This is a genomic window from Streptomyces africanus (genome assembly GCF_030816955.1).
Taxonomy (GTDB): Bacteria; Actinomycetota; Actinomycetes; order Streptomycetales; family Streptomycetaceae; genus Streptomyces; species Streptomyces africanus.
The window spans coordinates 1,510,996-1,533,627 of the sequence record NZ_JAUSYP010000001.1; the positions used below are offsets into that span (position 1 = coordinate 1,510,996).

The 22,632-nt window shown below is 72.7% G+C and carries 22 protein-coding genes and 5 tRNA genes; 9 read left to right on the top strand and 18 right to left on the bottom strand.

Annotated elements, in window-relative coordinates; translation table 11 throughout:
- The first annotated feature begins 47 nt into the window (after positions 1-47).
- A complete protein-coding gene (locus tag QF034_RS07100; RefSeq protein ID WP_307174120.1) occupies positions 48-590 on the top strand; it encodes a DsbA family protein in 543 nt (180 codons plus the stop codon).
- Between the two features lie 240 nt (positions 591-830).
- Here the strand turns inward: QF034_RS07100 and QF034_RS07105 are convergent, their stop codons facing one another.
- The 3 genes from QF034_RS07105 to QF034_RS07115 are packed head-to-tail and all read right to left on the bottom strand — an operon-like array spanning position 831 to position 3,571.
- Positions 831-1,655, bottom strand: a complete 825-nt coding sequence (locus QF034_RS07105) for a GNAT family N-acetyltransferase (RefSeq protein WP_307174121.1) — start codon at positions 1,653-1,655, stop codon at positions 831-833.
- A 54-nt stretch (positions 1,656-1,709) separates the two neighbouring features.
- Positions 1,710-2,531, bottom strand: a complete 822-nt coding sequence (locus QF034_RS07110; protein WP_307174122.1) for an aminotransferase class IV — start codon at positions 2,529-2,531, stop codon at positions 1,710-1,712.
- Positions 2,528-3,571 carry a chorismate-binding protein gene (locus tag QF034_RS07115; RefSeq protein WP_307174123.1) on the bottom strand — a complete coding sequence of 348 codons (1,044 nt, stop codon included), beginning with the start codon at positions 3,569-3,571 and terminating at the stop codon, positions 2,528-2,530. Before QF034_RS07115 ends, QF034_RS07110 begins: the two co-directional genes overlap by 4 nt.
- Positions 3,572-3,749: 178 nt before the next feature.
- Between QF034_RS07115 and QF034_RS07120 the strand changes: the two genes are divergently transcribed.
- From QF034_RS07120 to QF034_RS07140, 5 genes are all read left to right on the top strand, one after another.
- Positions 3,750-3,822 (top strand) — tRNA-Gly (locus tag QF034_RS07120).
- A 36-nt stretch (positions 3,823-3,858) separates the two neighbouring features.
- Positions 3,859-3,932 (top strand) — tRNA-Cys (locus QF034_RS07125).
- Between the two features lies 1 nt (position 3,933).
- A tRNA-Val gene (locus QF034_RS07130) sits at positions 3,934-4,005 on the top strand.
- 26 nt (positions 4,006-4,031) lie between these two features.
- Positions 4,032-4,103, top strand: a tRNA-Val gene (locus QF034_RS07135).
- Between the two features lie 43 nt (positions 4,104-4,146).
- A tRNA-Val gene (locus QF034_RS07140) sits at positions 4,147-4,218 on the top strand.
- 64 nt (positions 4,219-4,282) lie between these two features.
- Here the strand turns inward: QF034_RS07140 and QF034_RS07145 are convergent.
- The 4 genes from QF034_RS07145 to QF034_RS07160 all read right to left on the bottom strand — a co-directional run bounded on the left by QF034_RS07145 (position 4,283) and on the right by QF034_RS07160 (position 6,569).
- Positions 4,283-4,573 carry a TFIIB-type zinc ribbon-containing protein gene (locus tag QF034_RS07145; protein WP_307174124.1) on the bottom strand — a complete coding sequence of 97 codons (291 nt, stop codon included), beginning with the start codon at positions 4,571-4,573 and terminating at the stop codon, positions 4,283-4,285.
- 79 nt (positions 4,574-4,652) lie between these two features.
- The gene (locus QF034_RS07150) at positions 4,653-5,594 is read right to left on the bottom strand and encodes a phosphotransferase family protein (protein WP_307174125.1); all 942 of its coding nucleotides are present in this window, start codon (positions 5,592-5,594) and stop codon (positions 4,653-4,655) included.
- 294 nt (positions 5,595-5,888) lie between these two features.
- Positions 5,889-6,095: a hypothetical protein gene (locus QF034_RS07155; protein ID WP_086565651.1), complete on the bottom strand. Its 207-nt coding sequence runs from the start codon at positions 6,093-6,095 to the stop codon at positions 5,889-5,891.
- Positions 6,096-6,329: 234 nt separating this feature from the next.
- Positions 6,330-6,569 carry a DUF8836 family protein gene (locus QF034_RS07160; protein WP_184597283.1) on the bottom strand — a complete coding sequence of 80 codons (240 nt, stop codon included), beginning with the start codon at positions 6,567-6,569 and terminating at the stop codon, positions 6,330-6,332.
- A 195-nt stretch (positions 6,570-6,764) separates the two neighbouring features.
- Here QF034_RS07160 and QF034_RS07165 point away from each other — a divergent pair, with 195 nt between their 5' ends.
- On the top strand, positions 6,765-8,228 hold the full coding sequence (locus QF034_RS07165; RefSeq protein ID WP_307174126.1) for a serine/threonine-protein kinase: 1,464 nt from the start codon (positions 6,765-6,767) through the stop codon (positions 8,226-8,228).
- Positions 8,229-8,252: 24 nt separating this feature from the next.
- Here the strand turns inward: QF034_RS07165 and QF034_RS07170 are convergent, their stop codons facing one another.
- The 10 genes from QF034_RS07170 to QF034_RS07215 all read right to left on the bottom strand — a co-directional run bounded on the left by QF034_RS07170 (position 8,253) and on the right by QF034_RS07215 (position 21,223).
- Positions 8,253-8,645, bottom strand: a complete 393-nt coding sequence (locus tag QF034_RS07170) for an NUDIX domain-containing protein (protein ID WP_307174127.1) — start codon at positions 8,643-8,645, stop codon at positions 8,253-8,255.
- A 16-nt stretch (positions 8,646-8,661) separates the two neighbouring features.
- A complete protein-coding gene (locus tag QF034_RS07175; protein WP_307174128.1) occupies positions 8,662-9,480 on the bottom strand; it encodes a TrmH family RNA methyltransferase in 819 nt (272 codons plus the stop codon).
- 63 nt (positions 9,481-9,543) lie between these two features.
- Entirely contained in the window at positions 9,544-10,785 is a 1,242-nt protein-coding gene (cobA, locus tag QF034_RS07180; protein ID WP_307174129.1) for a uroporphyrinogen-III C-methyltransferase, read from the bottom strand.
- A gap of 136 nt (positions 10,786-10,921) precedes the next feature.
- Positions 10,922-15,031: a nicotinate-nucleotide--dimethylbenzimidazole phosphoribosyltransferase gene (gene cobT / locus QF034_RS07185; protein ID WP_307174130.1), complete on the bottom strand. Its 4,110-nt coding sequence runs from the start codon at positions 15,029-15,031 to the stop codon at positions 10,922-10,924.
- 367 nt (positions 15,032-15,398) lie between these two features.
- Positions 15,399-16,619, bottom strand: a complete 1,221-nt coding sequence (cbiE, locus tag QF034_RS07190) for a precorrin-6y C5,15-methyltransferase (decarboxylating) subunit CbiE (protein ID WP_307174131.1) — start codon at positions 16,617-16,619, stop codon at positions 15,399-15,401.
- Between the two features lie 173 nt (positions 16,620-16,792).
- Complete coding sequence (locus QF034_RS07195) at positions 16,793-17,425, bottom strand: GNAT family N-acetyltransferase (protein WP_086561806.1); 633 nt, start codon at positions 17,423-17,425, stop codon at positions 16,793-16,795.
- A gap of 141 nt (positions 17,426-17,566) precedes the next feature.
- Positions 17,567-18,385: a MetQ/NlpA family ABC transporter substrate-binding protein gene (locus QF034_RS07200; RefSeq protein WP_307174132.1), complete on the bottom strand. Its 819-nt coding sequence runs from the start codon at positions 18,383-18,385 to the stop codon at positions 17,567-17,569.
- Between the two features lie 62 nt (positions 18,386-18,447).
- Complete coding sequence (locus tag QF034_RS07205; protein ID WP_307174133.1) at positions 18,448-19,155, bottom strand: methionine ABC transporter permease; 708 nt, start codon at positions 19,153-19,155, stop codon at positions 18,448-18,450.
- On the bottom strand, positions 19,152-20,186 hold the full coding sequence (locus tag QF034_RS07210; protein WP_307174134.1) for a methionine ABC transporter ATP-binding protein: 1,035 nt from the start codon (positions 20,184-20,186) through the stop codon (positions 19,152-19,154). The genes QF034_RS07205 and QF034_RS07210 overlap by 4 nt, the downstream gene beginning before the upstream one ends.
- Before the next feature lie 386 nt (positions 20,187-20,572).
- Positions 20,573-21,223 carry an HAD-IA family hydrolase gene (locus tag QF034_RS07215; RefSeq protein ID WP_307174135.1) on the bottom strand — a complete coding sequence of 217 codons (651 nt, stop codon included), beginning with the start codon at positions 21,221-21,223 and terminating at the stop codon, positions 20,573-20,575.
- Positions 21,224-21,292: 69 nt separating this feature from the next.
- Between QF034_RS07215 and QF034_RS07220 the strand changes: the two genes are divergently transcribed.
- Positions 21,293-21,652, top strand: coding sequence for a hypothetical protein (locus tag QF034_RS07220; RefSeq protein ID WP_307174136.1), 360 nt, complete (start codon positions 21,293-21,295; stop codon positions 21,650-21,652).
- Complete coding sequence (locus QF034_RS07225) at positions 21,633-22,064, top strand: hypothetical protein (RefSeq protein ID WP_307174137.1); 432 nt, start codon at positions 21,633-21,635, stop codon at positions 22,062-22,064. Before QF034_RS07220 ends, QF034_RS07225 begins: the two co-directional genes overlap by 20 nt.
- Positions 22,065-22,125: 61 nt before the next feature.
- Here QF034_RS07225 and QF034_RS07230 read toward each other — a convergent pair whose 3' ends face one another.
- Positions 22,126-22,623 (bottom strand): GNAT family N-acetyltransferase, encoded by a 498-nt coding sequence (locus tag QF034_RS07230; RefSeq protein WP_020269488.1) that lies wholly within the window; start codon positions 22,621-22,623, stop codon positions 22,126-22,128.
- Positions 22,624-22,632: the final 9 nt, after the last annotated feature.

The window sequence follows — 22,632 nt, forward strand, 5'->3', positions numbered from 1 at the left end:
TCCTCCGCAGGTGCCGGTGCGCGTGTACGGCCTGGGAGAATGTCGGCATGAGCGACTCCTCCCCTGCCCCTGCCGCCGCCCCCGTCCTCGAGGTCTGGTGCGACCTCCAGTGCCCGGACTGCCGCACCGCACTGGACGACCTCCATGCCCTGCGCGCCCGCTACGGCAACCGTCTGGAGCTGCGGCTGCGGCACTTCCCCCTGGAGAAGAACAAGCACGCCTTCGCCGCCGCCCAGGCCGCGGAGGAGGCGTGGGAGCAAGGCCGGGGATGGGAGTACGCCGAGGCGCTCCTGGGGCGGGTCGAGGAGCTGGGCCGCAAGGGAGAACCCTTCCTGGTCGAGCTGGCCCGCGAACTGGACCTGGACGCCGAGGAGTTCGACACCGCCCTGATCGACGGCCGGCACACCCTGATCGTGGACGCCGACCAGGCCGAGGGCAAGGCGATCGGCGTGACCGGCACCCCGACGTACGTCATCGGCGGTGAGCGGCTCGACGGAGGCAAGAGCCAGGAGGGGCTGCGCGAGCGGATCGAGGAGATCGCGGACCGGCTGCTGGCCGGGCCGGAGCAGGAGCAGGAGCAGCAGGGCTGACCCGACGCCCCCGGCCCCGGCCCCGGGCCGGACCGGCCGGCCCGGGGCCTGCCGGAGCCGCACGGCGGAACTGACCGAGGACCCTCGGCCCAGCCCGCCCGGAACCAGGGCCGGCGGCGGGTCACGGCGGGGAGTGCCCCGGCGCCCCTGCGCGTCGGCCCCACGGGATCCGCGAGCCCGGCTCCGCCCCTGAAGCCGCCGGCGGCCTGGCAGGCCCCGGCCCTGCCGGGCCGCCGGCCGTTACAACAGCGGCTTGTACATCGCGTACAGGTTCGTCTCGTAGCCGAGCGACGCGTAGAGCCGTTCGGCCGGGGTGTTGCCGGCGAAGACGTTGAGGCCGATGGTGCGCCGGCCCTCGACGATCGTCTGCGCCTCGGCCAGCAGCATGAGGGTGCGGCCGTGTCCCTGGCCGCGGTGGGCGGCGTGGGTCTCGACGTCGAAGACGAAGGCGCTGTCCTCGCGCAGGGCGAGCCACAGCGTGCCCACCGCCGTCCCCTCGTGTTCCACGACGCTGACGAGCATGCCGGGGGTGATGAGGCCGTCGGGCAGCAGGGTGGCGTGGTCCCGCTCCGACTTGACGCGGGCCTCGGCCTCCGGGACGCCCCGCTGGATCCAGCTCTGCGCGTAGTCCTCCTTGCCCTTCTCCAGCCAGGGGCCGAACTCCGCCTCGGTCATGGGCCGGGCACGGCTGCCCTCCGGCAGCTGAGGCGGCGTGTCGCCGAGCGGTTTCGCCATGCCGCGGTTGCGGACGACGTAGCCGAGCGCGGTGGCGAGCCGGAACGCCGCCTCGGAGTCGGCGGGCACGGTCGCCTCGATGCGGCGGCACCCCCAGCCGCGCACCACCTCCTCGGCGGCCAGCGCGGCGACCGTGCCCCGGCCGCGCCTGCGGTCCGGTTCCTCGATGCGCAGCTTCATGATCCGGGCCACGGCGTCGCCGAACACGGGATGCGTGCCGAGGTGTATCGCCCCTACGGGACGGCTGTTCACGCACACCTGGTAGCGGCGTGAGCGCGTCCCGTCGGCGTTCTGCTGAAGCGGCTCGGTCGGCCGCAGGGTCGTGGTCATCAGGGGTGTTCTACCCGCAACCACGGCCTTGGTCAGCCGAATATGCGGGAGCTGTCAGGGGTCGAGGTCGTCCCCGGACCGCTCCTCGAAGATCCGCATGGCCTTGGCGGTCACCGGGCCGGGCGCGCCGGGCAGCTCCCGGTCGTCGACCCGGTGCACGGCCTGCACGTCCCGCAGCGTGGACGTCAGGAAGACCTCGTCGGCCCGTTCCAGGACGTCCAGCGGCAGGTCGGTCTCCTCGGCGCCGGTCCATTCGATCGCGAGCGCGCGCGTGATGCCCGCGAGGCAGCCCGAGGCGAGCGGCGGAGTGTGGATCTCGCCGTCGAGGACGACGAAGACGTTGGACCCCGTGCCCTCGCAGAGCTGTCCCACCGTGTTGCCGAACAGGGCCTCGGAGGCGCCCCGTTCACGGGCGCGGGCGAGGGCGACGACGTTCTCGGCGTACGAGGTGGTCTTCAGGCCGGTGAGCGCGCCGCGCTCGTTGCGGGTCCAGGGGACCGTGATCACGGCGGTGGAGTCGGGCCGGCGGGTCGTCTCGCCGAGGGCGACGACGAGGGTCGGGCCGTGCTCGCCGCGGTCGGAGCCGAGCGGGCCGTGACCGCCGGTGTAGGTGACGCGCAGGCGGCCCAGCGGCATGGGGTTGGCCTCCAGGACGGCGGCACAGGCGCGGCGCACCTCGTCGTGGTCCGGGTCGGGCAGCCCGAGGCCGCGCGCCGACCGGGTCAGCCGGTCGAGGTGCCGCGTGAGCGCGAACGGCCGGCCGTCCACGGCCTTCACCGTCTCGAAGATGCCGTCGCCCACGGTCAGCCCGTGGTCGAAGACGGAGACGCGGGCGGACTCGATGTCCTGCAAGCCGCCGTCGAGCCAGATCTTCACGTCAGGTCCTCTCCACTCACCTCATACGCTCCCGACGCTATCGCGAGCAGCCGGGCCGCCTTCAGTTCGGTCTCCCGCCACTCCCCCTCGGGATCCGAACCCCATGTGATGCCGGCGCCGGTGCCGAAACGCAGCATGCCGTCGGCCCGGTCGATCCAGAAGGTACGAATGCCGACGGCCAGCTCACCGGCCTGCCGGTCGGCGTCGACCCACCCGATCCCTCCGCAGTACGGCCCTCTGGGCGCCGTCTCCAGCGCGTCGATGATCCGCAGCGCGCTCGACTTGGGCGCGCCGGTGACGGAGCCGGGCGGGAAGGCGGCGGCGAGCAGTTCGGCCCAGCCGGCCCCCTCCCCCAGCTCCCCGCGGACCGTCGACACGAGATGGACCAGCCCCGGGTGCTTCTCGACGGCACACAGGTCGGGCACCGTCACACTGCCGGTGGCGCAGACCCGCCCGATGTCGTTGCGGACCAGGTCCACGATCATCACGTTCTCGGCGTAGTCCTTCTCCAGCAGGTCCGTCTCGGTGCGGCCGGTGCCCTTGATCGGCCCGGACTCGACGACGCGTCCCTCGCGCCGCAGGAACAGTTCGGGGGACGCGGTGGCGATCTCCACTCCGTGACCGGGCAGGCGGATCGTTCCTGCATACGGTGCCGGGTTACCGAGGGCCAGCAGCGCCGTGAGGGCGTCCACATCGGCGCCGGGCGCGACGGGCGCGGACAGCACCCGGCACAGGTTCGCCTGGTAGACCTCACCGGCCGCGATGTGCTCGCGGATCCGCCGTACTGCCGCCGTGTACGCGGCGCGGTCGAGCGACGACGTCCAGTCACACGCCGACGGGCCGCGCCATGCGCCGGGGACGGGGGCGGACACGGCCGCCTGCCGCACGTCCCGGAAGCGTGCGCAGGTCAGACGGCCCTCGAAGTCGGCGCAGACGGCCCAGAACCCGCTGGATTCCAGGGCTTCGGGATCGTCGGTGACGTCGAGGAGCCCGGTGGCGACACGGTCGCCGAAACGGGCGAGGGGTGGGAGATCGAGCACGCGGTCGAGTCTATGGCGGGTGTCCCGCGGGTGACCGGCGAATGTCCGTTCGCGAGGCCCTGTGACCGCCCTGAGCAGGGGAAGCGCAGCACGCTGCACAAACGCGTTTTTGTGCTGGCCCCGGAATCCGCTAGAGTTCAACTCGTCGCCGGGCCGCGAGAGCGGGCCGAAACGACAAGCGGACGTAGCTCAGTTGGTAGAGCGCAACCTTGCCAAGGTTGAGGTCGCGAGTTCGAACCTCGTCGTCCGCTCGAAGGAACAAGGGGCTTCCGGGCTCCTACGCTCCTGGTGGAGTGGCCGAGAGGCGAGGCAACGGCCTGCAAAGCCGTCTACACGGGTTCAAATCCCGTCTCCACCTCCAAGGACGATTAGCTCAGCGGGAGAGCGCTTCCCTGACACGGAAGAGGTCACTGGTTCAATCCCAGTATCGTCCACTGGATCTGCTCGAAGATCCGAACCCGCGCGATTAGCTCAGCGGGAGAGCGCTTCCCTGACACGGAAGAGGTCACTGGTTCAATCCCAGTATCGCGCACGCAGTGCCCATGATCCGCTGCACGGTGTGGTCATGGTCCCGAGGACGATTAGCTCAGCGGGAGAGCGCTTCCCTGACACGGAAGAGGTCACTGGTTCAATCCCAGTATCGTCCACACCACACCGAAGCCCCCGGCCGTACGAATCGGCCGGGGGCTTCGTCGTGCCGCGATCCTCATGTCAGGACGAGAACAGCATGCGTCCGAAGCTCTGCCGGTGGTGACCGTGGTGGCCACCATGGTGTCCGTGCCCGCCGTGCGGGGCGCCCCAGGCGGGGGCCGGCGGGGCGGGGTAGGCCTGTGGGGCCGGCGGGGGCGGCGGGGCGGTCTGGGACCACTGGGCCTCCAGACGCGTCAGCGACTCCAGCTCGCCGTAGTCGAGAAAGATCCCGCGGCAGCCGCTGCACTGCTCGATCTGGACACCGTTGCGGTTGTAGGTGTGCATCGGCGCATGGCACTTCGGGCACTGCATGGTGGTTCAACTCCTCGCCGGTCGGTCCTGCTTACTGTGTCGCCAGGACAGACTCTGTCCGGCTGTGGTCGGTTGCACCCTACTTCGCGTGGTCCTGCGCCAACTGAGGCGGGACGGTAGCCATTCGGTCACAGGCGTCCACGACCGACTGCTCCACCTCGTCCAGGGGGCGACCTGCCGCGACCGCCTTGGCGACCGCCCGGGCCGCGGTCTGCACGGTGAGGGCGCGGGCGGGGACGTCCAGGGCGGGCCAGGGATCGCCGTCGGCCGGGACGGCGGGGCCGCCCTCGGCGCGGTAGGCGGCCAGGAACCGGGCCCATTCGCCGGGCGGGAGCAGTCCGCAGGCGTACCAGGCGGCGGGGCGGGCGAGGTCCCATGCCGGGACGCCGACGCCCAGGTCGTCCACGTCGATCAGCAGCCAGGGGCCTTCGGGGGCGGGGTGGCGTACGAGCTGGCCGAGGTGGAGGTCGCCGTGGCACAAGGTGCCGCTGTGCGGCATCGGGGCCTCGGCCCGGGTCCAGGCGGGCAGGGTGTCCCAGGCGCGCAGGACGGGGAGCGCGGCGGGGTGCGGGCCGGCGTCCCGGAGCCGGGCGACGGCGCGGGCCGCCTTGGCGGGGCCTCGCATGGCGGGCGTCTCCGGCGGGGCCGGGGTCCGGTGCAGTCGGGCGAGGAGGGTGGCGGCGGCTTCCCAGGGGGCGGCGTCCGGGGTGTCCGGGTCGACCGGGGTCCCGTACGGCCAGAACGTCACGAGGCGGTCGTGCAGGTCGGCCGGGGTCGGGGCGAGCGGGGGCAGGAGGATGCCGGGGTGGTGGGCGGCGAGGGTGAGGCGGGTGGTCAGTTCGGCCTGGTCGGTGTCCTCGGGATGAGCCTTCGCGACGGTGTCCGCGTGCCGTACGACGATGCCGTCGGGGCGGTCCGCGAGGGTGGCTGCGCCGCAGGGGCAGGCCGTGGAGCGTGCGTGAGCGGTGGCTCGGGCCTTGGCGGTGAGCTGGTGTATGAGCGGGGCGGGGGCAGAGTTCACTGGGCTCCCGGGGTGTGGGCGTCGGGGCGAGAGTACGCGCAGGTGAGCCCGGGCTGTAAGGCGCCGTCGGCTTCGGGTGCTCGGCGTCGGTGCCGGGGCGGGGTGGGTGTCGCAGCCCGGCGTTGCGGGGTGCCGCTGCGCCCAAGGCCGGGATCAGGTGCGCGGAAAGGGTAATGCCGGCGCAGCTCCCCAGCTGCGCCGGCATTTGTGCCGTCCGCCGCACCCCCGTCCCCACGGGGTTTCATGGGTGGGATGTCCCCGCCCGGACCGCTCTTCCGGGCCTGGGGTCGCCGCTCAGCGCCCCAGCATCTCTCCCACGGACGACGCCTGTGTGGCCACTGTCTCCCACCCGTCGAAGACGAGGAGGAGCAGGACCGCCAGGGGAAGGGCCATCAGCGTCGCCACCACCGGGTGGCGACGGCCCTGGCGGCGGCGGAACGCGGCGGCGTACACCTTGCGTCCCTCCTCGCGGATCAGTGTCCGCGGTGCCGTGTGGGCCATGGTCCCTCTCCTGACCGTTCTCAGTTGTCGTCGGCAGCGGCGGGTGTCTGACCTCGGGGGACGAGTGCTGCACCCGCCGCTTGACCTCAAATCTAGGTCTCCGGCCCCTCCCGGGCGTCATGCCCTCGTACCGATTGCCGGGCCTCCCGGAGGATGAGCCGCCACCTGCGATGTACTCCCCTGGGTGGAGACGGAGACTCAGGTCTCAGGGTCTTCCCCGACGGGACGCCCGGCTCACCCCGCTTTGTCCGAGCTTTCCTCCCGCGGAATCGGCTGTTCGACCAGGGCCAGCACCCGGTTCGCCATGAAGCGGGCCGTACGCACCACGGCCCCGGTCCTGGTGACTTCGCTCACTTCCACGACACCTCGGCGTACCGCCGTCTCCACCCTGCGGCCCGCCCTGCTCGCCACCACCTCGTATGTGCGCGTCGTGTCGCCGGCGTCCACGACTATCTCCACACGGTCACCCTTCACGGGTCCAATCCCCCTTCCGGGCCAGGCGGTTGGGGCCATCCCCCGCGCGAACACGGCCCGTCCGCACGCCCCCTGACCACCTTTCAAGTCTCCCACCCACCACTGACAATCCATCGCCCCGAGAGGGCGCGGCCTCTGCGCGCGGGCGGCCGTGGAAACGTAAGCTGTGGCTCGTCACAGGACCGGGCAGCGGGGATGAACATGGCGATGATGCGCCTGAGGCGCGAGGACCCGCGCGTCGTCGGCTCGTTCAGGCTTCACAGACGGCTCGGCGCGGGCGGGATGGGCGTGGTCTACCTGGGCTCCGACAAGAAGGGGCAGCGGGTCGCGCTCAAGGTCATCCGGCCTGACCTGGCGGAGGACCAGGAGTTCCGCTCGCGGTTCGCCCGTGAGGTCTCGGCGGCACGGCGGATCCGCGGCGGGTGCACGGCACGGCTCGTGGCCGCCGACCTCGACGCGGACCGGCCCTGGTTCGCCACGCAGTACGTACCCGGCCCCTCCCTGCACGACAAGGTCGCCGCCGAGGGACCGCTCGGCGCGGCCGACGTCGCGGCCGTCGGTGCCGCCCTGTCGGAGGGCCTGGTCGCCGTGCACGAGGCCGGCGTCGTGCACCGGGACCTGAAGCCGTCCAACATCCTGCTGTCCCCGAAGGGGCCGCGGATCATCGACTTCGGCATCGCCTGGGCGACCGGCGCCTCGACGCTCACCCACGTCGGTACGGCGGTCGGCTCGCCGGGCTTCCTCGCACCGGAACAGGTGCGCGGGGCCGCCGTCACACCGGCCACGGACGTGTTCTCGCTCGGTGCCACGCTCGCGTACGCCTCGATGGGCGACTCGCCCTTCGGGCACGGCAGTTCCGAGGTGATGCTGTACCGCGTCGTGCACGAGGAACCGCAGCTGCACGGCGTACCCGACGCATTGGCTCCGCTCGTCCGGGCGTGCCTGGCGAAGGACCCCGAGGAGCGGCCCAGCACGCTTCAACTGTCCATGCGGCTCAAGGAGATCGCGGCCCGCGAGGCGCAGGACCTCACCGGCGTCCGGCCCACCGCACCGCGCGGTGCCGAGACCGACCGGCCCACCGACACCTACCCCGAGCGCGGCCGGCGTCCGCAGGGACAGCAGGGTGCGGGGGCGTCCGGGGCGCAGCGGGGCCGGGGGGCTCCCCCGCTGCGGCGCTCCTCCGGACCCGGGGACGGCGCTGTGCCGCCGGACGGCCCGGCTTCCCAGAGCGGAGCCGGCGCGCGGGGCGGAGCCCGGCCGGCGGGCGGTGGGAACCGGTCGACGGGTGGCGCGAACCGCGGCAGGACTCCGATGCGCGGCTCCGGCGCCTCGCGCGGCGGCACCCCGTCACGGTCCGGAGCACGGCCGACGCCCACCGGGCGCAACGGGACCCGGTCGGGCAGCGGCAACCGCCCCGCGCCCCACAGCGGTACCGGGCGTCCCGCGTCCAGGAACACGGGGACCGGGCTGCGGCCCGCGAATCCCCGGCTGCTGCGGCAGCGGCTGTTCGTGTTCGTCGTGGTCACGCTGCTGGTGGCGGTCGGCATCGCCCTGGTGCAGGGCTGCCAGGGCTCGGCGCGGGGACTCGGCGGCGACGGGGGCGGGACCCGGCAGGAGTACGTCCAGCGGGGCTACGAACCGCAGGGATTCCCACCGTAGGGCTGGATCACTCGGGGTCCGCCGTCACAGCTCCGGCAGGATCCGCTCGAAGAACTCGCGGTCACCGTCGAAGACCGGGTCCAGGACGAGGAACTCCTGCGGCGTGACCCAGCGGGTCTCGGCGACCTCGTCCGGGGCGGGGACGACCTCCCCCGTGTCCGCGCGGGCAGTCCACCAGTGGAGGCGGAAGCGGTGGTCGTCGGTCTCCGACTCCCACACCTTCGCCAGCGGCACGACCGTGAGGCCGACCTCCTCGCGGACCTCCCGGACGACCGCCTGCTCCTCGGTCTCGCCCGGTTCCAGCCTGCCGCTCAGCGGCTGCCAGTAGCCGGGACGGGCGACCCCCGGGCCGCGCCGGATCGCGAGGACGCGGTCCCCGCGCCGCAGTACGGCGACGATCGCCTGGCGCTGTTCCATGGACGGCCCCCGGGACCTAGGACTGAGGGCGGCCGGTGGCCACGGCGTAGAAGGCGACGGCCGCCGCCGCGCCCACGTTGAGGGAGTCGACGCCGTGGGACATGGGAATGCGGACCCACTCGTCGGCGGCGACCAGGGCCTGGGTGGAAAGGCCGTCGCCCTCGGCGCCGAGCATGAGGGCGACGCGGTCCATGGTGTGCGGGGCGGCCTCGTCGAGGGGCCGGGCCTTCTCGTCGGGGGTGAGGGCGAGCAGCGTGAAGCCTGCCTCGCGGACCGACTCCAGGCCCTTGGGCCAGGTGTCCAGACGGGCGTACGGCACGGAGAAGACCGCGCCCATGGAGACCTTCACGCTGCGGCGGTAGAGCGGGTCGGCGCAGTCCGGGGAGAGCAGGACCGCGTCCATGCCCAGGGCGGCGGCGGAGCGGAAGATCGCGCCGATGTTGGTGTGGTCGTTGACCGACTCCATGATCACGACGCGCCGGGCGGTCTGGAGGAGGTCGGCGGCCGTGGGCAGGGGCTTGCGCTGCATGGAGGCGAGCGCGCCCCGGTGCACGTGGTAGCCGGTGACCTGCTCGGCGAGCTCCGGGCTGACCGCGTAGACCGGGGCGGGGAGTTCGTCGATGACGTCGCGCATGACGTCGACCCACTTGGCCGAGAGCAGCATGGACCGCATCTCGTAGCCCGCTTCCTTGGCCCTTCTGATGACCTTCTCGCCCTCCGCGATGAAGAGGCCCTCGGCGGGTTCGCGCTTGCGGCGCAACTCCACGTCGGTCAGGCCGGTGTAGTCGCGCAGGCGCGGGTCGTCGGGATCCTCGACGGTGATGAGATCGGCCACAGGGTGATACTGCCTTGTCCTGGGTGCGGTGCCAACGGCTTGGGACGGTTGGGTTACCCCGGGTTACTCGCGGGGCGCGGCGGCCGTCGGGCCGACCTTCACGACCTCGCCGATGACGATGACCGCGGGGGGCTTCACGTCCTCGGTGCGGACGGTCTCCGCGACCGTCGCGAGGGTCGCGTCGACCCGACGCTGAGCCGCCGTCGTGCCCTCCTGGACCAGGGCGACGGGGGTGTCGGCCGGCTTTCCGTGCGCGACGAGCGTCTCCGCGATCTTGCCGATCTTGTCGACGCCCATGAGGATCACCAGCGTGCCGGTCAGTCTGGCCAGGGACGGCCAGTCGACCAGGGAGCGCTCGTCGTCCGGCGCGACATGGCCGCTGACCACGGTGAACTCGTGGGCGACGCCGCGGTGGGTGACCGGGATACCGGCCGCGCTCGGGACCGAGATCGAGCTGGAGATCCCGGGGACGACCGTGCAGGGGATGCCGACCTCGGCGAGAGCCTGGAGTTCCTCCATGCCGCGGCCGAAGACGTACGGGTCGCCACCCTTCAGGCGGACCACCGACTTGCCCTGCTTCGCGTGCTCGATCAGGGCGTTGTTGATGGCCTCCTGGGCCATGAAGCGACCGTAAGGGATCTTCGCGGCGTCGATCACCTCGACGTGGGGCGGGAGTTCGGCGAGGAGGTCGCGGGGGCCGAGGCGGTCCGCGATGACGACGTCCGCCTCGGCGAGCAGGCGCCGGCCGCGCACGGTGATCAGGTCCGGGTCGCCGGGGCCGCCGCCGACCAGGGCGACCCCGGGTGTGCGGGTGCGGTGGTGCGGGGCGACGAGCGTGCCGTCGCGCAGGCCCTCGACGACCGCGTCGCGGATGGCGGCCGTGTGGCGGGGGTCGCGGCCGCGGGCGTCCGTGGTCAGTACGGCGACCGTGACGCCCTCGCTGTGGCCGGTGGCCGGGGTCCAGGCCGTCGCCTCGTCGGCGTCGTCGGAGCGGACGCACCATACGCGGCGGCGTTCCGCCTCGGCGGAGGCCCTTGCGTTCGCTTCCGTGTCGCCGGTGGCGATCAGGGCGTACCAGGCGTCCGCGAGGTCGCCGTCCTCGTAGGGGCGCTGGTGCCAGGTGATCTCGCCGGCGTCCGCCATGGCTTCTACGGAGGCGGTGACCTCGGGGGACACCAGGTGGACGGCCGCGCCCGCAGCGATCAGGGCCGGGAGGCGGCGCTGGGCGACCTGGCCGCCGCCGAGGACGACCACGCGGCGGCCGGTGAGGCGGAGGCCTACGGGGTAGGCGGGGTGTTCGGCCATGAGGGTGCGGCTCCTGTTGCGGCGGTGGTTCGGTAGCCCTGACGTGCGGATTTTACGGCGCGGGGGCGCGGGGCGGCACGGGTGTCCGGTGGCTGGGCGTCCTTGCCGGACCCCGGCCACCGGAGCCACAAATGCCTTACTTCTCGGTCACTCCCGCCGAGTCGAACGTCGCCACCTCGTGCATCGCTCTGGCCGTGCTCTGGACCAGGGGGAGGGCCAGGAGGGCGCCCGTGCCCTCGCCGAGGCGGAGGTCGAGGTCGACCAGGGGGCGCAGGCCGAGCTTGTTCAGGGCGGCCACGTGGCCGGGCTCGGCACTGCGGTGGCCGGCGATGCAGGCCGCCAGGACCTCCGGGGCGATGGCGCGGGCCACCAGGGCGGCGGCGCCGGCGCTGACGCCGTCCAGGATCACCGGCGTGCGCAGCGACGCGCCGCCGAGGAGGAGGCCGACGATGGCGGCGTGTTCGAAGCCGCCGATCGCGGCGAGCACGCCGACCGGGTCGGCCGGGTCCGGCTGGTGGAGTTCGAGGGCGCGGCGGACGACCTCGGTCTTGCGGGCGAGGGTCTCGTCGTTGATGCCGGTGCCCCGGCCCGTCACCTCGGCCGGGTCCGCACCCGTGAAGACGGAGATCAGGGCGGCGGACGCGGTCGTGTTCGCGATGCCCATCTCACCGGTGAGCAGCGCCTTGTTGCCGGCCGCGACCAGATCGCGGGCCGTCTCGATGCCGACCTCGATGGCCTGCCTGGCCTCCTCGCGGGTCATCGCGGGGCCGGTGGTCATGTCGGACGTGCCGGCCCGGACCTTGCGGGGCAGCAGGCCCGGCGTGGCCGGGAGGTCGGCGGCGACACCCACGTCGACGATGCAGACCTCGGCGCCCACCTGGGTCGCGAAGGCGTTGCAGACGGCGCCGCCGCCGAGGAAGTTGGCCACCATCTGGGCCGTGACCTCCTGCGGCCAGGGGGTGACCCCCTGCGCGTGCACGCCGTGGTCACCGGCGAAGATCGCGACGGCCGCGGGCTCCGGGATGGGCGGCGGGCACTGGCGGGACAGGCCGGACAGCTGCGCGGAGATGATCTCCAGCATGCCCAGCGCACCGGCCGGCTTGGTCATACGCTTCTGGCGCTCCCACGCCTCGCCGAGCGCCTTGGCGTCCAGCGGGCGGATCTGCGCCACGGTCTCGGCGAGCAGGTCGTGCGGTTCCTCTCCGGGCAGGGCGCGTCGGCCGTACGTCTCCTCGTGCACGACCCAGGACAGCGGGCGGCGCTTGGACCAGCCCGCCTGCAACAGCTCGGGCTCGTCCGGGAACTCGTCGACGTAACCGACGCACAGATAGGCGATGACCTCGAGGTGCTCGGGCAGCCCGAGCGCGCGCACCATCTCGCGCTCGTCGAAGAAGCTGACCCAGCCGACGCCGAGGCCTTCGGCGCGGGCGGCGAGCCAGAGGTTCTCCACGGCCAGGGCTGCAGAGTACGGGGCCATCTGGGGCTGGGTGTGACGGCCGAGGGTGTGGCGGCCGCCGCGGGTCGGGTCGGCGGTGACGACGATGTTCACCGGGGTGTCGAGGATGGCCTCGATCTTCAGTTCCTTGAACTGCTTCGCCCGGCCCTTGGGAAGGGACTTCGCGTAGGCGTCGCGCTGGCGCATGGCCAGTTCGTGCATCGCGCGCCGGGTGTCGGCGGAGCGGATGACGACGAAGTCCCAGGGCTGCGAGTGGCCGACGGAGGGCGCGTGGTGGGCGGCCTCCAGGACACGGAGCAGCACCTCGTGCGGGATCGGGTCGCTGCGGAAGCCGTTGCGGATGTCACGGCGTTCGCGCATGACCTTCAGCACGGCCTCGCGCTCGGCGGGGTCGTAGCCGGGGGCGGCGGGACCGGTGGACTGTCGTGCTTCTGCCACTGCGCCCGCGCTCTCTGCTTCGTGGCGTTCCTGATCCGCCAGGTCTTCCTGTTCGGCGCCCCGGGTGTCCAGGTCGTCGGCGTTCTGTGCGAGTTCGGCGTCGCCTTCGCGGGGTGCGGGGACGATGACCACGGGTTCCGCCTCGGGCTGGGCCGGCTGGGGGACGGCGGCCTGGGACTGCTGCGGGCCCTGGACATGCTGTCCGGCCTGCTCGTCCGGGGCCGGGCCGGGGAGTACGACGGTGACGTCCTCGGCGGATGCCGGGGGGGTCTCCGGGGGCTGGGGTGGGGTTTGGGGGTTCTGGGAGGGCTGGAGGTGCTGGGGGGCCTCGGGAGCCTCCGGTGCCGCGGGGGTGGGGGTGGCTTCGGCGGGCTCGGGGGCGGCGGCTGCCGGCTCGGGGGCGGCGGCCGTCGGCTCGGGGGCGGTGGCCGTCGGCTCGGGGGCGGTGGCTACCGGCTCGGGCGTGGTGGCTACCGGCTCGGATGCCGGCGTCGGCGCTTCGGCTGCGGGGTCGGGCGTGGCTGCTTCCGGGGCCTGAGCCGGTACCGCTGCCGCTGCCTCTGCCTCTGTCTCGACGGTCGCGTCGGGGGCCGCCTGGGCAGGTGCGGGGACCTCTGCACCGGAGTCCGGAGTGGCCGTCTCGGTGGGCTGAGGAGGCACCGTTGCGGCAGGAGGCTGGGTCGGTTCGGTGGCCTCCGGTGCGGCGGCGGGTGCGTCCGGGACGGGCGCGTCGGCGGGCGCGGGGGCCTCGGCAGCCGGAGCGTCGGCTTCCGGAGCGACCGCCTCGGGGGCCGGGGCGGGCGCGTCGCCTGGCGTTTCGGGGGCGGCAGCGGCGGTCTGCGGTGCCGTCATCTCGGGTTCCTGCACGGCTGCCTCGGCGTCAGTTGCCTGGGGGGCCTGGGGGACCTCGGGAGCCTGAGGGGCAGCTTGCGGCACGATCGGCTCAGTAGCGTGCGCGGCGGCCTCGTCGCCGTCGGCCTCCGGCTGCTGCGCGGCGGTCTCGTGTACGACTTCCGCTGCCTGTGCCTGCGCGGCAGCGTCGGACCCCACCGCGTCCGGCGTCTGGGCGGCGACGGTCTCCCCCGCATCCGCCTCGGGCTGAGCCACGACGGCCGGCTCGGGCGCGGCGGCGGCCTCCGGGAGCGGGACCGCCTCGGGCAGCGGTGCGGCCTGCGGGACGGGAGCGGCTGCCGCGCCCTGCTCCGCCGCGGCCGCCGGGGCCTGTTCACCACCGTCGGCGGATGCGCCGGCGGCACCCGGCGCGGGTACGTCGGGAGCAAGCTCGGCGAGCGCCGGTTCACCCTCCTGACCAGAACCGTCCGTGACCGGGCCCGGCGCCTCCCCCGGAACCGGCTCCGGAGCGGCCACGGCCTCGGGGACAGCGGCTTGGCCGGCATCCGGTGCGACGCCCGCGCCGGAGGGGTCACCCGCAACGCCCGCGCCCTGCTCGGAGTGACCCTGCTCCGCCTCGGCGGCGGCCACCGATTCACCCTCCGGGCCAACGCCCACACCAGCCGGCTCATCGGCAACCGCGGGCTCGGCCGCGGCCACCGCGGGAACGGCCTGCTCCGGCTCCCCGGCAGCCACCGGGGCACCGGCGGGCTCGCCCGCCGCCGTCGCCTCCTGCGCGGGCTGCCCGGCGTAGGCACCCTGCACAGGCTGCTCGGCGTAGGCACCCTGCACAGGCTGCTCGGCGTAGGCACCCTGCGCGGCCCCGGCCGGGGCCGCCGCTGCCTCGGGGGCCGCCTCGGGGGCGACGTGGGTGGCGACGGCCTGGGCCGTGGCCGCCTGCTCCGCTGCCGGAACAACCGTTTCCGCAGGCGCCGCCCCGGCGCTCACCGGCACCTGGGGCGGAACCTGCGCGCCCCAGGGCGCGGCAGCCGGCGCGGGCGCCTCCGGGGCGCGCGGGACGTCGAGGTACTCGGGGCCGGGCGCCGCCCCCGCGGGCTGCCGCACCGGCGCTTCCGCGGGGCCGCGGTCGGCGAGCGAGCGCACCGGGCTGGCGGAGCTGTCGGGCAGGGGCGGGCCGAGGTGCAACGGCCGACGCGGGGTGATGGGCGGGATCGGCGGCGGGTCGGGCAGGCGGACGCCGCCGAGGTCGACCGAGCCGCTGTCGCGGCCGGAGATCTCGTGCGGGCCCGGCTGGTGCACGGCCTCGACGACCGGCTCCGGCGCGGGCGGGGCGACCTCGTTGCCCCAGGCCCCGTGGGAGCCCGGCAGCAGCAGGTCTTCGTCCTCGGCGGGGTTCTCGGAGAGGTAGGCGTACGCACCGTGCGCGGGGGCGCCCGGCTGTTCCACCATGCCTGCGTTCTCCGGCAGTCCCTCGCCCGGGACCTGGCCGGTGTCGGTCATGCGTACCCCTCGCCCATCGGTTAGTGCTCCTACGACCAGCTCACCCGGAACGGCGCACCGACCGCCCCACAGTGAAGAACGAGCGTGCGTCCCCAGCGGCACGAACGGCCCGCCCGTAAAAGGCGACAAAGCCACTCACTGGCATTGTTGCGGCCGAAGCACCGTCACGGCACCTTGATCCGCGACGGTTCCGCTGTGGACTGCGCCACGTTGCGCGTCCTCCGGTTCTGCCGTACCACACTCTCCCCAAAACGGGCGGGTTTTCCGGACATTGGCCGACGAACTGCCGGACGTCCGCGTGCGGTGCAGCGATCGGCCAGCCTACCGCGCGCAGTACGACAACCCGATCACGGGGACGGTGGCGGGGTCAGCCGCTGCGGCGGGGCAGCACCCCGCTGAGCAGGAACGCGACGCTCCGTTCCTTCTCCGTCCAGGCCCGGGTGTCGAGTTCGACGGACTGGAGCAGGGCGCACTCGACGCCGTATCCGTGCTCCGTCAGGTCCCGGCCGATGAGTTCGGCGGCGTCCCGGGTGGCGGCGTGCGTGACGATGCGCTGCGGGCGGCGGTCGGCGACGGCCGAGACGACGGCCGCTCCCCCGCCGCCGACGCGGACGACGTCGGGCTCGGGGAGGTTCTCCAGGACGTGCGGGGCGGTGCCGTGCACGATCTGGAGTTGGACGCCGAGGCGGCGGGCGGCCGCGTCGGTGCGGGCGCAGGCCGCCCGGTCGCTGTCGACGGCGAGGACGGCGGCGCCGGCGCGCGCGGCCTCGACGGCGAAGGCGCCGCTGCCGCAGCCGATGTCCCACACGAGGTCGCCGACGCGCGGTCCGAGACGGGCGAGTTGGGAGGCGCGCAGCAGCTGGGTCTCGCCCTCGCCGAGGTCACCGCCGTACGCCTCGGCGGGCAGGGACCAGCCGCGTGGTCCGGCGGACGGGTCGCGCCCGGCGATCCAGCCGATGGTCTCCCCCGTGGCGCCGGGTCCGGCCGGGCCGCCGAGGACGATGACGACGTTGGGGTCGCGCCAGGTGTGGTCGGCGGCCTTGTCGGAGGTGACGACGCTGACCCGCTCGTGCGCGGTGCCGAGCTCCTCGCAGATGACGAAGGAGCGGTGGACTCCTTCGAGGAGCAGTCCGAGTTCGGCGGGTCCGGCGCCGGGTGAGGTGAGAACCGCCACCTTGGTGTGGGCGCGGCACACGTTCACCGCGCGGCGCAGGGTGCGTCGGTGTGCGACGACCACCTGTGCGTCGTCCCAGGGCATGCCGGCGCGGGCGAAGGCGGCGGCGACCGAGGAGACGGCGGGGACGACCTCCACTTCGAGGCCGAACTCCGGGGCGCGCAGGGTGCGTACGACGCCGAAGAAGCCGGGGTCGCCGTCGGCGAGCACGACGGCCGTGCCGCGGTGGGCGGCGATGCGGCGGGCGGCGAGTGCGACGCTGCCGAGGCGGATGCGCTCGGCGCCGGCGGGTACCTCGGGGAGCGCCAGGTGGTGGGCGGCACCCGCCACGAGCGTGGCGGCACCGAGGGCGGCGCGTGCCGCGGCGGTCAGCGGCGAACCGTCCCAGCCGATCACCGTGACCCGGTCGGCCATCGTCGTCAGTCTCCTGGGGTTTTCGCAGGTCGTCTGTGTGTCGTGTGATGAGCTGCCCGCGGGCGGGCTCCGTGAGAGTACCCGGTGAAGCCGGTGAAGGGGGCTGCGGTGCCCTCGCGCTCGGTGTCCGTTCCGGTCGTTCCGGTTGCCTGCGTCGGTTCCGGTTACCGGTGTCAGTTCCAGTCGCCGAAGGACGTGAAGCCGCCGGGAAGCTGGTCGCCGACGCCTTCGAGGTCCTCGGGGAGCAGGCTCCAGACGATCAGGTCGGTGCGTACCTCCATCCACGCGCCGTCGTCCCTCCGTGCCCGGGCTATCCAGGCGCCGCGCAGCACTCCCTCGCTGATGCAGCCGATCTTCTGTGCCACCTGCTGGGAGGCGGTGTTGTCGGCCGGGGTGCGCAGTTCGAGGCGCTCGAACTTCTGGTCGTTGAAGAGCCACTGCGCGGTGATGAGCGCCGCCTCGGAGGCGTAGCCCTCGCCGCGGGCCCAGGGGGCGATGACGTAGGAGATCTCGCTGGAGCGGATCCGCCAGTCGGTGTTCCGCAGGTGGACGATGCCGACGAGGCGCTGGGTGAGGAACTCGGTGACGGCGAAGACGATGCCGCGGCCCTCGGCCCGTTCGGCGGGGGCCTGTTCGGTGATCCAGGAGCGTGCGTGGGCCTGGGTGTAGGGGTGCGGGACGGTGGTCCAGGCGGTGACGAGCTCGTCGTTCATCATGTCGGCGAACGACTGGATGTCCGGCTCCTCAAGGGGGCGCAGGACCAACCGCTCCGTGCTGATGGAGACGTTGGGAAAGGTGCTCGTCATGCGCCGCTCCGTAACCTTCGGTGAACCTTGAGGGCCTGCTGAACTGCCCAGCATGCAGCATGAAAGCACTGATCCGCACCACGGGGTCCTCCCCCACCCGGTGAGGGAGGACCCCGTGCGGGACGGGTGCCGTGCGGGTGCTCAGAAGGAGGCGAGCACGGAGCCGGCGTACTTGTCCTGGATGAACTTCTTCACCTGGGGCGAGGTGAGGAGCTTCGCGAGCTTCTTCACGCGCGGGTCGTTCTCCTGGCCCTTCTTCACGGCGAGGAAGTTGCCGTACGGGTTGTTCTTCGGGGACTCCAGGACGAGGGCGTCCTTCGAGGGCTTGAGGTCGGACTCGATGGCGTAGTTGCCGTTGACGATGGCGGCGTCCACGTCGTCGAGGGAGCGCGGCGTCTGGGCCGCCTCCAGCTCCTTGAACTTGAGGTTCTTGGGGTTCTTGGAGATGTCGGAGGGGGTCGCCTCGTTGCCGACGCCCGCCTTGAGGGTGATGAGCCCGTTGGCCGCGAGGAGCTTGAGCGCGCGGGCCTCGTTGACCGTGTCGTTGGGGATGGCGACGGTCGCACCGCTCTTCAGGTCGTCGGCCTTCTTGACCTTGTGGGAGTAGAGGCCGAGCGGCTCCAGGTGGACCGTGACGACGGGCACGATGTCGGTGCCGTTCTTCTTGTTGAAGTCGTCGAGGTACGGCTTGTTCTGGAAGTAGTTGGCGCCCACGGAGCCGTCCTGCGTCGCCGTGTTCGGCGTGACGTAGTCGGTGAACTCCTTGACCTGGAGATCCAGGCCCTCCTTCTTCGCCAGATTGTCCTTGACGTAGTTGAGGATCTCGGCGTGCGGGACGGGACTGGCGGCGACGATCAGGGGTCCGTCGGAGCCGGAGTCGCCGGCGCCGCAGGCGCTGAGCCCGAGGGTGAGGGCTCCGGCGGCGAGTACGGCGGTGGTGATCTTGGCGTTGTTACGCACGAAAAGTGCCCTTCCTTATGACCTGGCGAGTGGTGCGACCCCGTTGTGGGTGAACGGGGGGTTCAGGAGGCGGCTTTGAGCAGCCGCAGTCTGGGGGCGGGACCCGAGTGGGCGCCGCGGCGGTGCAGGGACCGGGCCGCGTAGTCGCCGGCGAACTGGATGACCGAGATGACGACGGCGAGGATCGCGACGGTGATCCACATCAGCTGGGTCTCGAAGCGCTGGTAGCCGTAGCGGATGGCGATGTCGCCGAGGCCGCCGGCGCCGACGGTACCCGCCATCGCCGAGTAGCCGATGAGGGCGACGATCGTGGTGGTGGTGCTGGAGATCAGCGACGGCAGGGACTCGGGGACGAGGACCTTGCGGACGACGGTCCAGGTGTTGCCACCCATGGCCAGCACGGCCTCGACGAGCCCGTGGTCCACTTCGCGGACGGCCGTCTCGACCAGGCGCGCGAAGAAGGGGATGGCGCCGATGGCGAGCGGCACGATGGCGGCCTCGCGGCCGATGGTGGTGCCGGTGATCCAGCGGGTGAAGGTCATCAGCGCGACCATCAGGATGATGAACGGCAGCGAGCGGGCGATGTTCACGATCTGCCCGATGACCTTGTTGGCGACGAGGTTCTGCAGCAGGCCGCCGCGGTCGGTCAGGACCAGCAGGATGCCGAGCGGCAGTCCGCCGACGACGGCGATGAGCGTGGACCAGCCGACCATGTAGAGCGTGTCCCAACACGCCTGTTGCAGCAGGGGCTGCATCTCGGACCAGGTCACTTGGCGCCCTCCTTCACCAGCGCGGACTCGCGGCCCGGGACCTCGACCTGGAGGCCCTTTTCGCGCAGGAAGCCGATCGGCACGACGTTGTCCTCGTAGCGGCCGGGCAGTTCGATGCGCATCCGGCCGACCTGGAGGCCGCCGACGGTGTCGATGGCGGCGCCGAGGATCGATATGTCGATGTTGTAGGTGCGGGCGAGCTGCGAGATGACGGGCTGGGTCGCGCTCTCGCCCTGGAAGGTGACGTCGACGACGGTGCGGTCCTCGCCGGAGGCCTCGCCGTCGAGCGGGAACAGCGCGGCGGCCAGTTCGGAGCCGGGTGTGGCCAGGAGCTCGCTGACCGTGCCGGACTCGACGATGCGGCCGTTCTCCATGAGCGCGGCGGAGTCGCAGACCGACTTCACGACGTCCATCTCGTGCGTGATGAGCAGGACGGTCAGGCCGAGCTGCCGGTTCAGGTCACGCAGCAGCGCCAGGATCGAGCGGGTGGTCTCCGGGTCGAGGGCGCTGGTGGCCTCGTCGGACAGCAGCACCTTCGGGTCGCCGGCCAGGGCGCGGGCGATGCCGACGCGCTGCTTCTGGCCGCCGGAGAGCTGCGCGGGGTAGGCCCCCGCCTTGTCGGCGAGGCCGACCAGGTCGAGCAGCTCCCGCGCCTTGCGGGAGCGTTCCGCGCCGGACTTGCCGAGGATCTCCAGCGGCAGTTCGACGTTGTCCTGGACGGTCCGGGAGGACAGCAGGTTGAAGTGCTGGAAGACCATGCCGATCCGGCTGCGCGCCTGCCGCAGTTCCCTTCCGGCGCGCGGGCCGCGGCCGGCCAGGGCGGTGAGGTCCTGTCCGGCGACCGTCACGGTGCCGGAGGTGGGGCGCTCCAGGAGGTTGACGCAGCGGATGAGCGAGGACTTGCCGGCGCCGGACTGGCCGATGACGCCGTACACCTCGCCTTCGCGGACGTGCAGGTCGACGCCGTCCAGGGCGGTGACCTCGCGGCCGCGCGAACGGTAGACCTTGGTCAGGTCCGTTGTGGTGATCACGTGGGTTTCCGTCACTGTCGAGTGCGCGGGCGTGGGTGTGCCCGGGCACAGAGGCATTCGTTCAGGGACGCGACACGGTTCTCGCTGGGGCGGGGAACCGGGGAGAACATGCGCGCGGGCGGCTTGCTGTCACGCACCGCTCGGGGCGTGCGGACATGCCGCTGTCTCGCTTCGGGGCGCGAGCTCAGGGGGTGGTGCGGGGGCCCTCTAGAAGGCGCACATTCGACACATACAACGAGCACCGGGCGTCATGGTCGCCTCGGTCGCGGGGATGCGGTCGCTCGTCGTGGTCATGCCGTCAGTAAAACATGCGTACGGTCCTGACCGGCCGCCGCTGTCCGGATGCTGGACAACGGTGGACAGGGGCCGGGATCCGCCGGCTCGCGTCAGTCGCGGAGGGAGATCTCCACACCCTGCTCGGTGACCAGTGCCGACAGGGCCGACAGGTTCTCGACCACCAAGTCGGCCTGGAGTTCGTGGGCCTGGTGGGTTGTGGTCAACGCCACGGTGGTCATGCCGGCGGCGCGGCCGGCCGCGAGACCCGCGGGGGCGTCCTCGAAGACGACGCACCGGGCGGGGTCGACACCGAGGGTGCGGGCCGCGAGCAGATAGGGCTCGGGGTCGGGCTTGCCGCGGGTGACGTCATCGGCGGCGACGAGCGTCTTGGGCAGGATGCCGACGGCGTCGAGCCGGGCCTCGGCCAGCCGCCGGGTGGCGGAGGTGACGACGGCCCAGCGCTCGGCGGGCAGGGCGTCGAGGAAGGCGCGGGTCCCCGGCAGCAGGTGCACCCCGCCGCCTGGCACGTCCTCCACCTCCAGGTCCTCGATGCGCGCGACGGCCTCCGGCACCACGTCGGCGGGCAGCAGGTCGGCGGCTATCTCGGCGGCCGGCCGGCCGTGCAGCTCGACCCGGGCGAACTCCTCGGCCGTGATCCCGTACTCCGTGGCCCACCGCGTCCAGCAGCGGTCCACCGAGGCGAGGGAGGAGACCAGGGTTCCGTCGTTGTCGAACAGCAGGGCATGCGCGTGGATCTTCATGCCCTCGACCCTACGGTGCAGGCCAGGGCCGGAAGCACCGGGCCGTTTCGGCCGTAATAAGGTCGCAGCATGGTTGATGCCCTGACGCTGGTGACCGGCGTCGCCGCGCTGCTGCTCGCCGCCTGGTGCGGCTGGGCCGCCTACCGTGACCAGCCGACGAAGGACTGGCACTTCATGGGGATGGCCGTGGTTACCCTGCTGACGCTGGTCCAGCTGGCGGTGGGGATCGTGCTGCTGGCGCAGGGCGAGAAGCCGGAGCAGGGCACGACGATCTTCGTGGCGTATCTGCTCGGGGCGTTCGCGTGTGTCCCGGCGTCGGGGTTCATGTCGCTGGCGGAGCGCACCCGGTGGGGTTCGGTGACGGTCGCCGCCGGCGGTGTGGTGCTGGCTGTGCTGGAGGTGCGGCTCTATGACATCTGGGGAGCTTGAGGTGAGCCGGCGGCGGCTGACCAGTGGGCCGGGCACGCTGCTGGTGTGGCTGTACGGCGTGATGGTCGTGGGCGCGGTGTCGCGATCGGCCTACCAGATCGCGACCGAGTTCGACCGGGCGCCGCTCGCGTACGCGCTGTCGGCGGTGGCCGGTGTGGTGTACGGGTTCATCACGTACTCGCTGGTGCGGGGTGGAGAGACGGCTCGGCGGGCGGCGCTCGTGTGCTGTGTCGCGGAGTTGGTGGGCGTGCTGACGGTGGGGACCTGGACGCTGGTCGAGCCGTCGGCGTTTCCCGACGCGACCGTGTGGTCGGACTTCGGGATGGGGTATGTGTTCATCCCGGTTCTGTTGCCGGTGTCGGCGATCTACTGGCTGCGGAAGTCGCGTGCGCGGCAGGAGGATGCCGGCTGAGGGGCGTCGGCGAGTGCGGATCGTGGGGGGTTGTTCGCGCAGTTCCCCGCGCCCCTGAGAATCAAGCCGTCGCTGCGTACGTACTGGCCGGCTTCTCCAGGACGATCATCGGTACGCCGTCCGCGCCCTGGGACGTGCCCACGGTCTCGTACCCCACCTTGCGGTAGAGGCGGAGGTTGCCCTCGCTGCGGTGGCCGGTGTGGAGGCGGAAGCGGGTGGCGCCGTGCTGGTCGGCGAGGGCCGATTCGGCGGCGCGGAGGAGGCGGGCGCCGATGCCGTGCCCCTGGAGGCGGGGGTGGACGCAGAGCTTGCCGATCGCGGCGGCGCCGTCCTCGGTGACCGAGCCGCGGACCGAGCCGACGACCTCGTCGCCGAGCCGGGCCACGAAGACGCAGTCCCGGGCGACCTCCTCGCGGACCGAGTCGAGGGTTTGGACGAGCGGGTCGATGCGGTAGTTCCCGTACAGCGCCGCCTCCGACTGGAAGCACAGGTACTGCAGCCTGAAGATCTGCTCCGCGTCCTGCTCGGCCGCCGCAGAGATGGTCACGCTCATGCCCATGTGCGCACG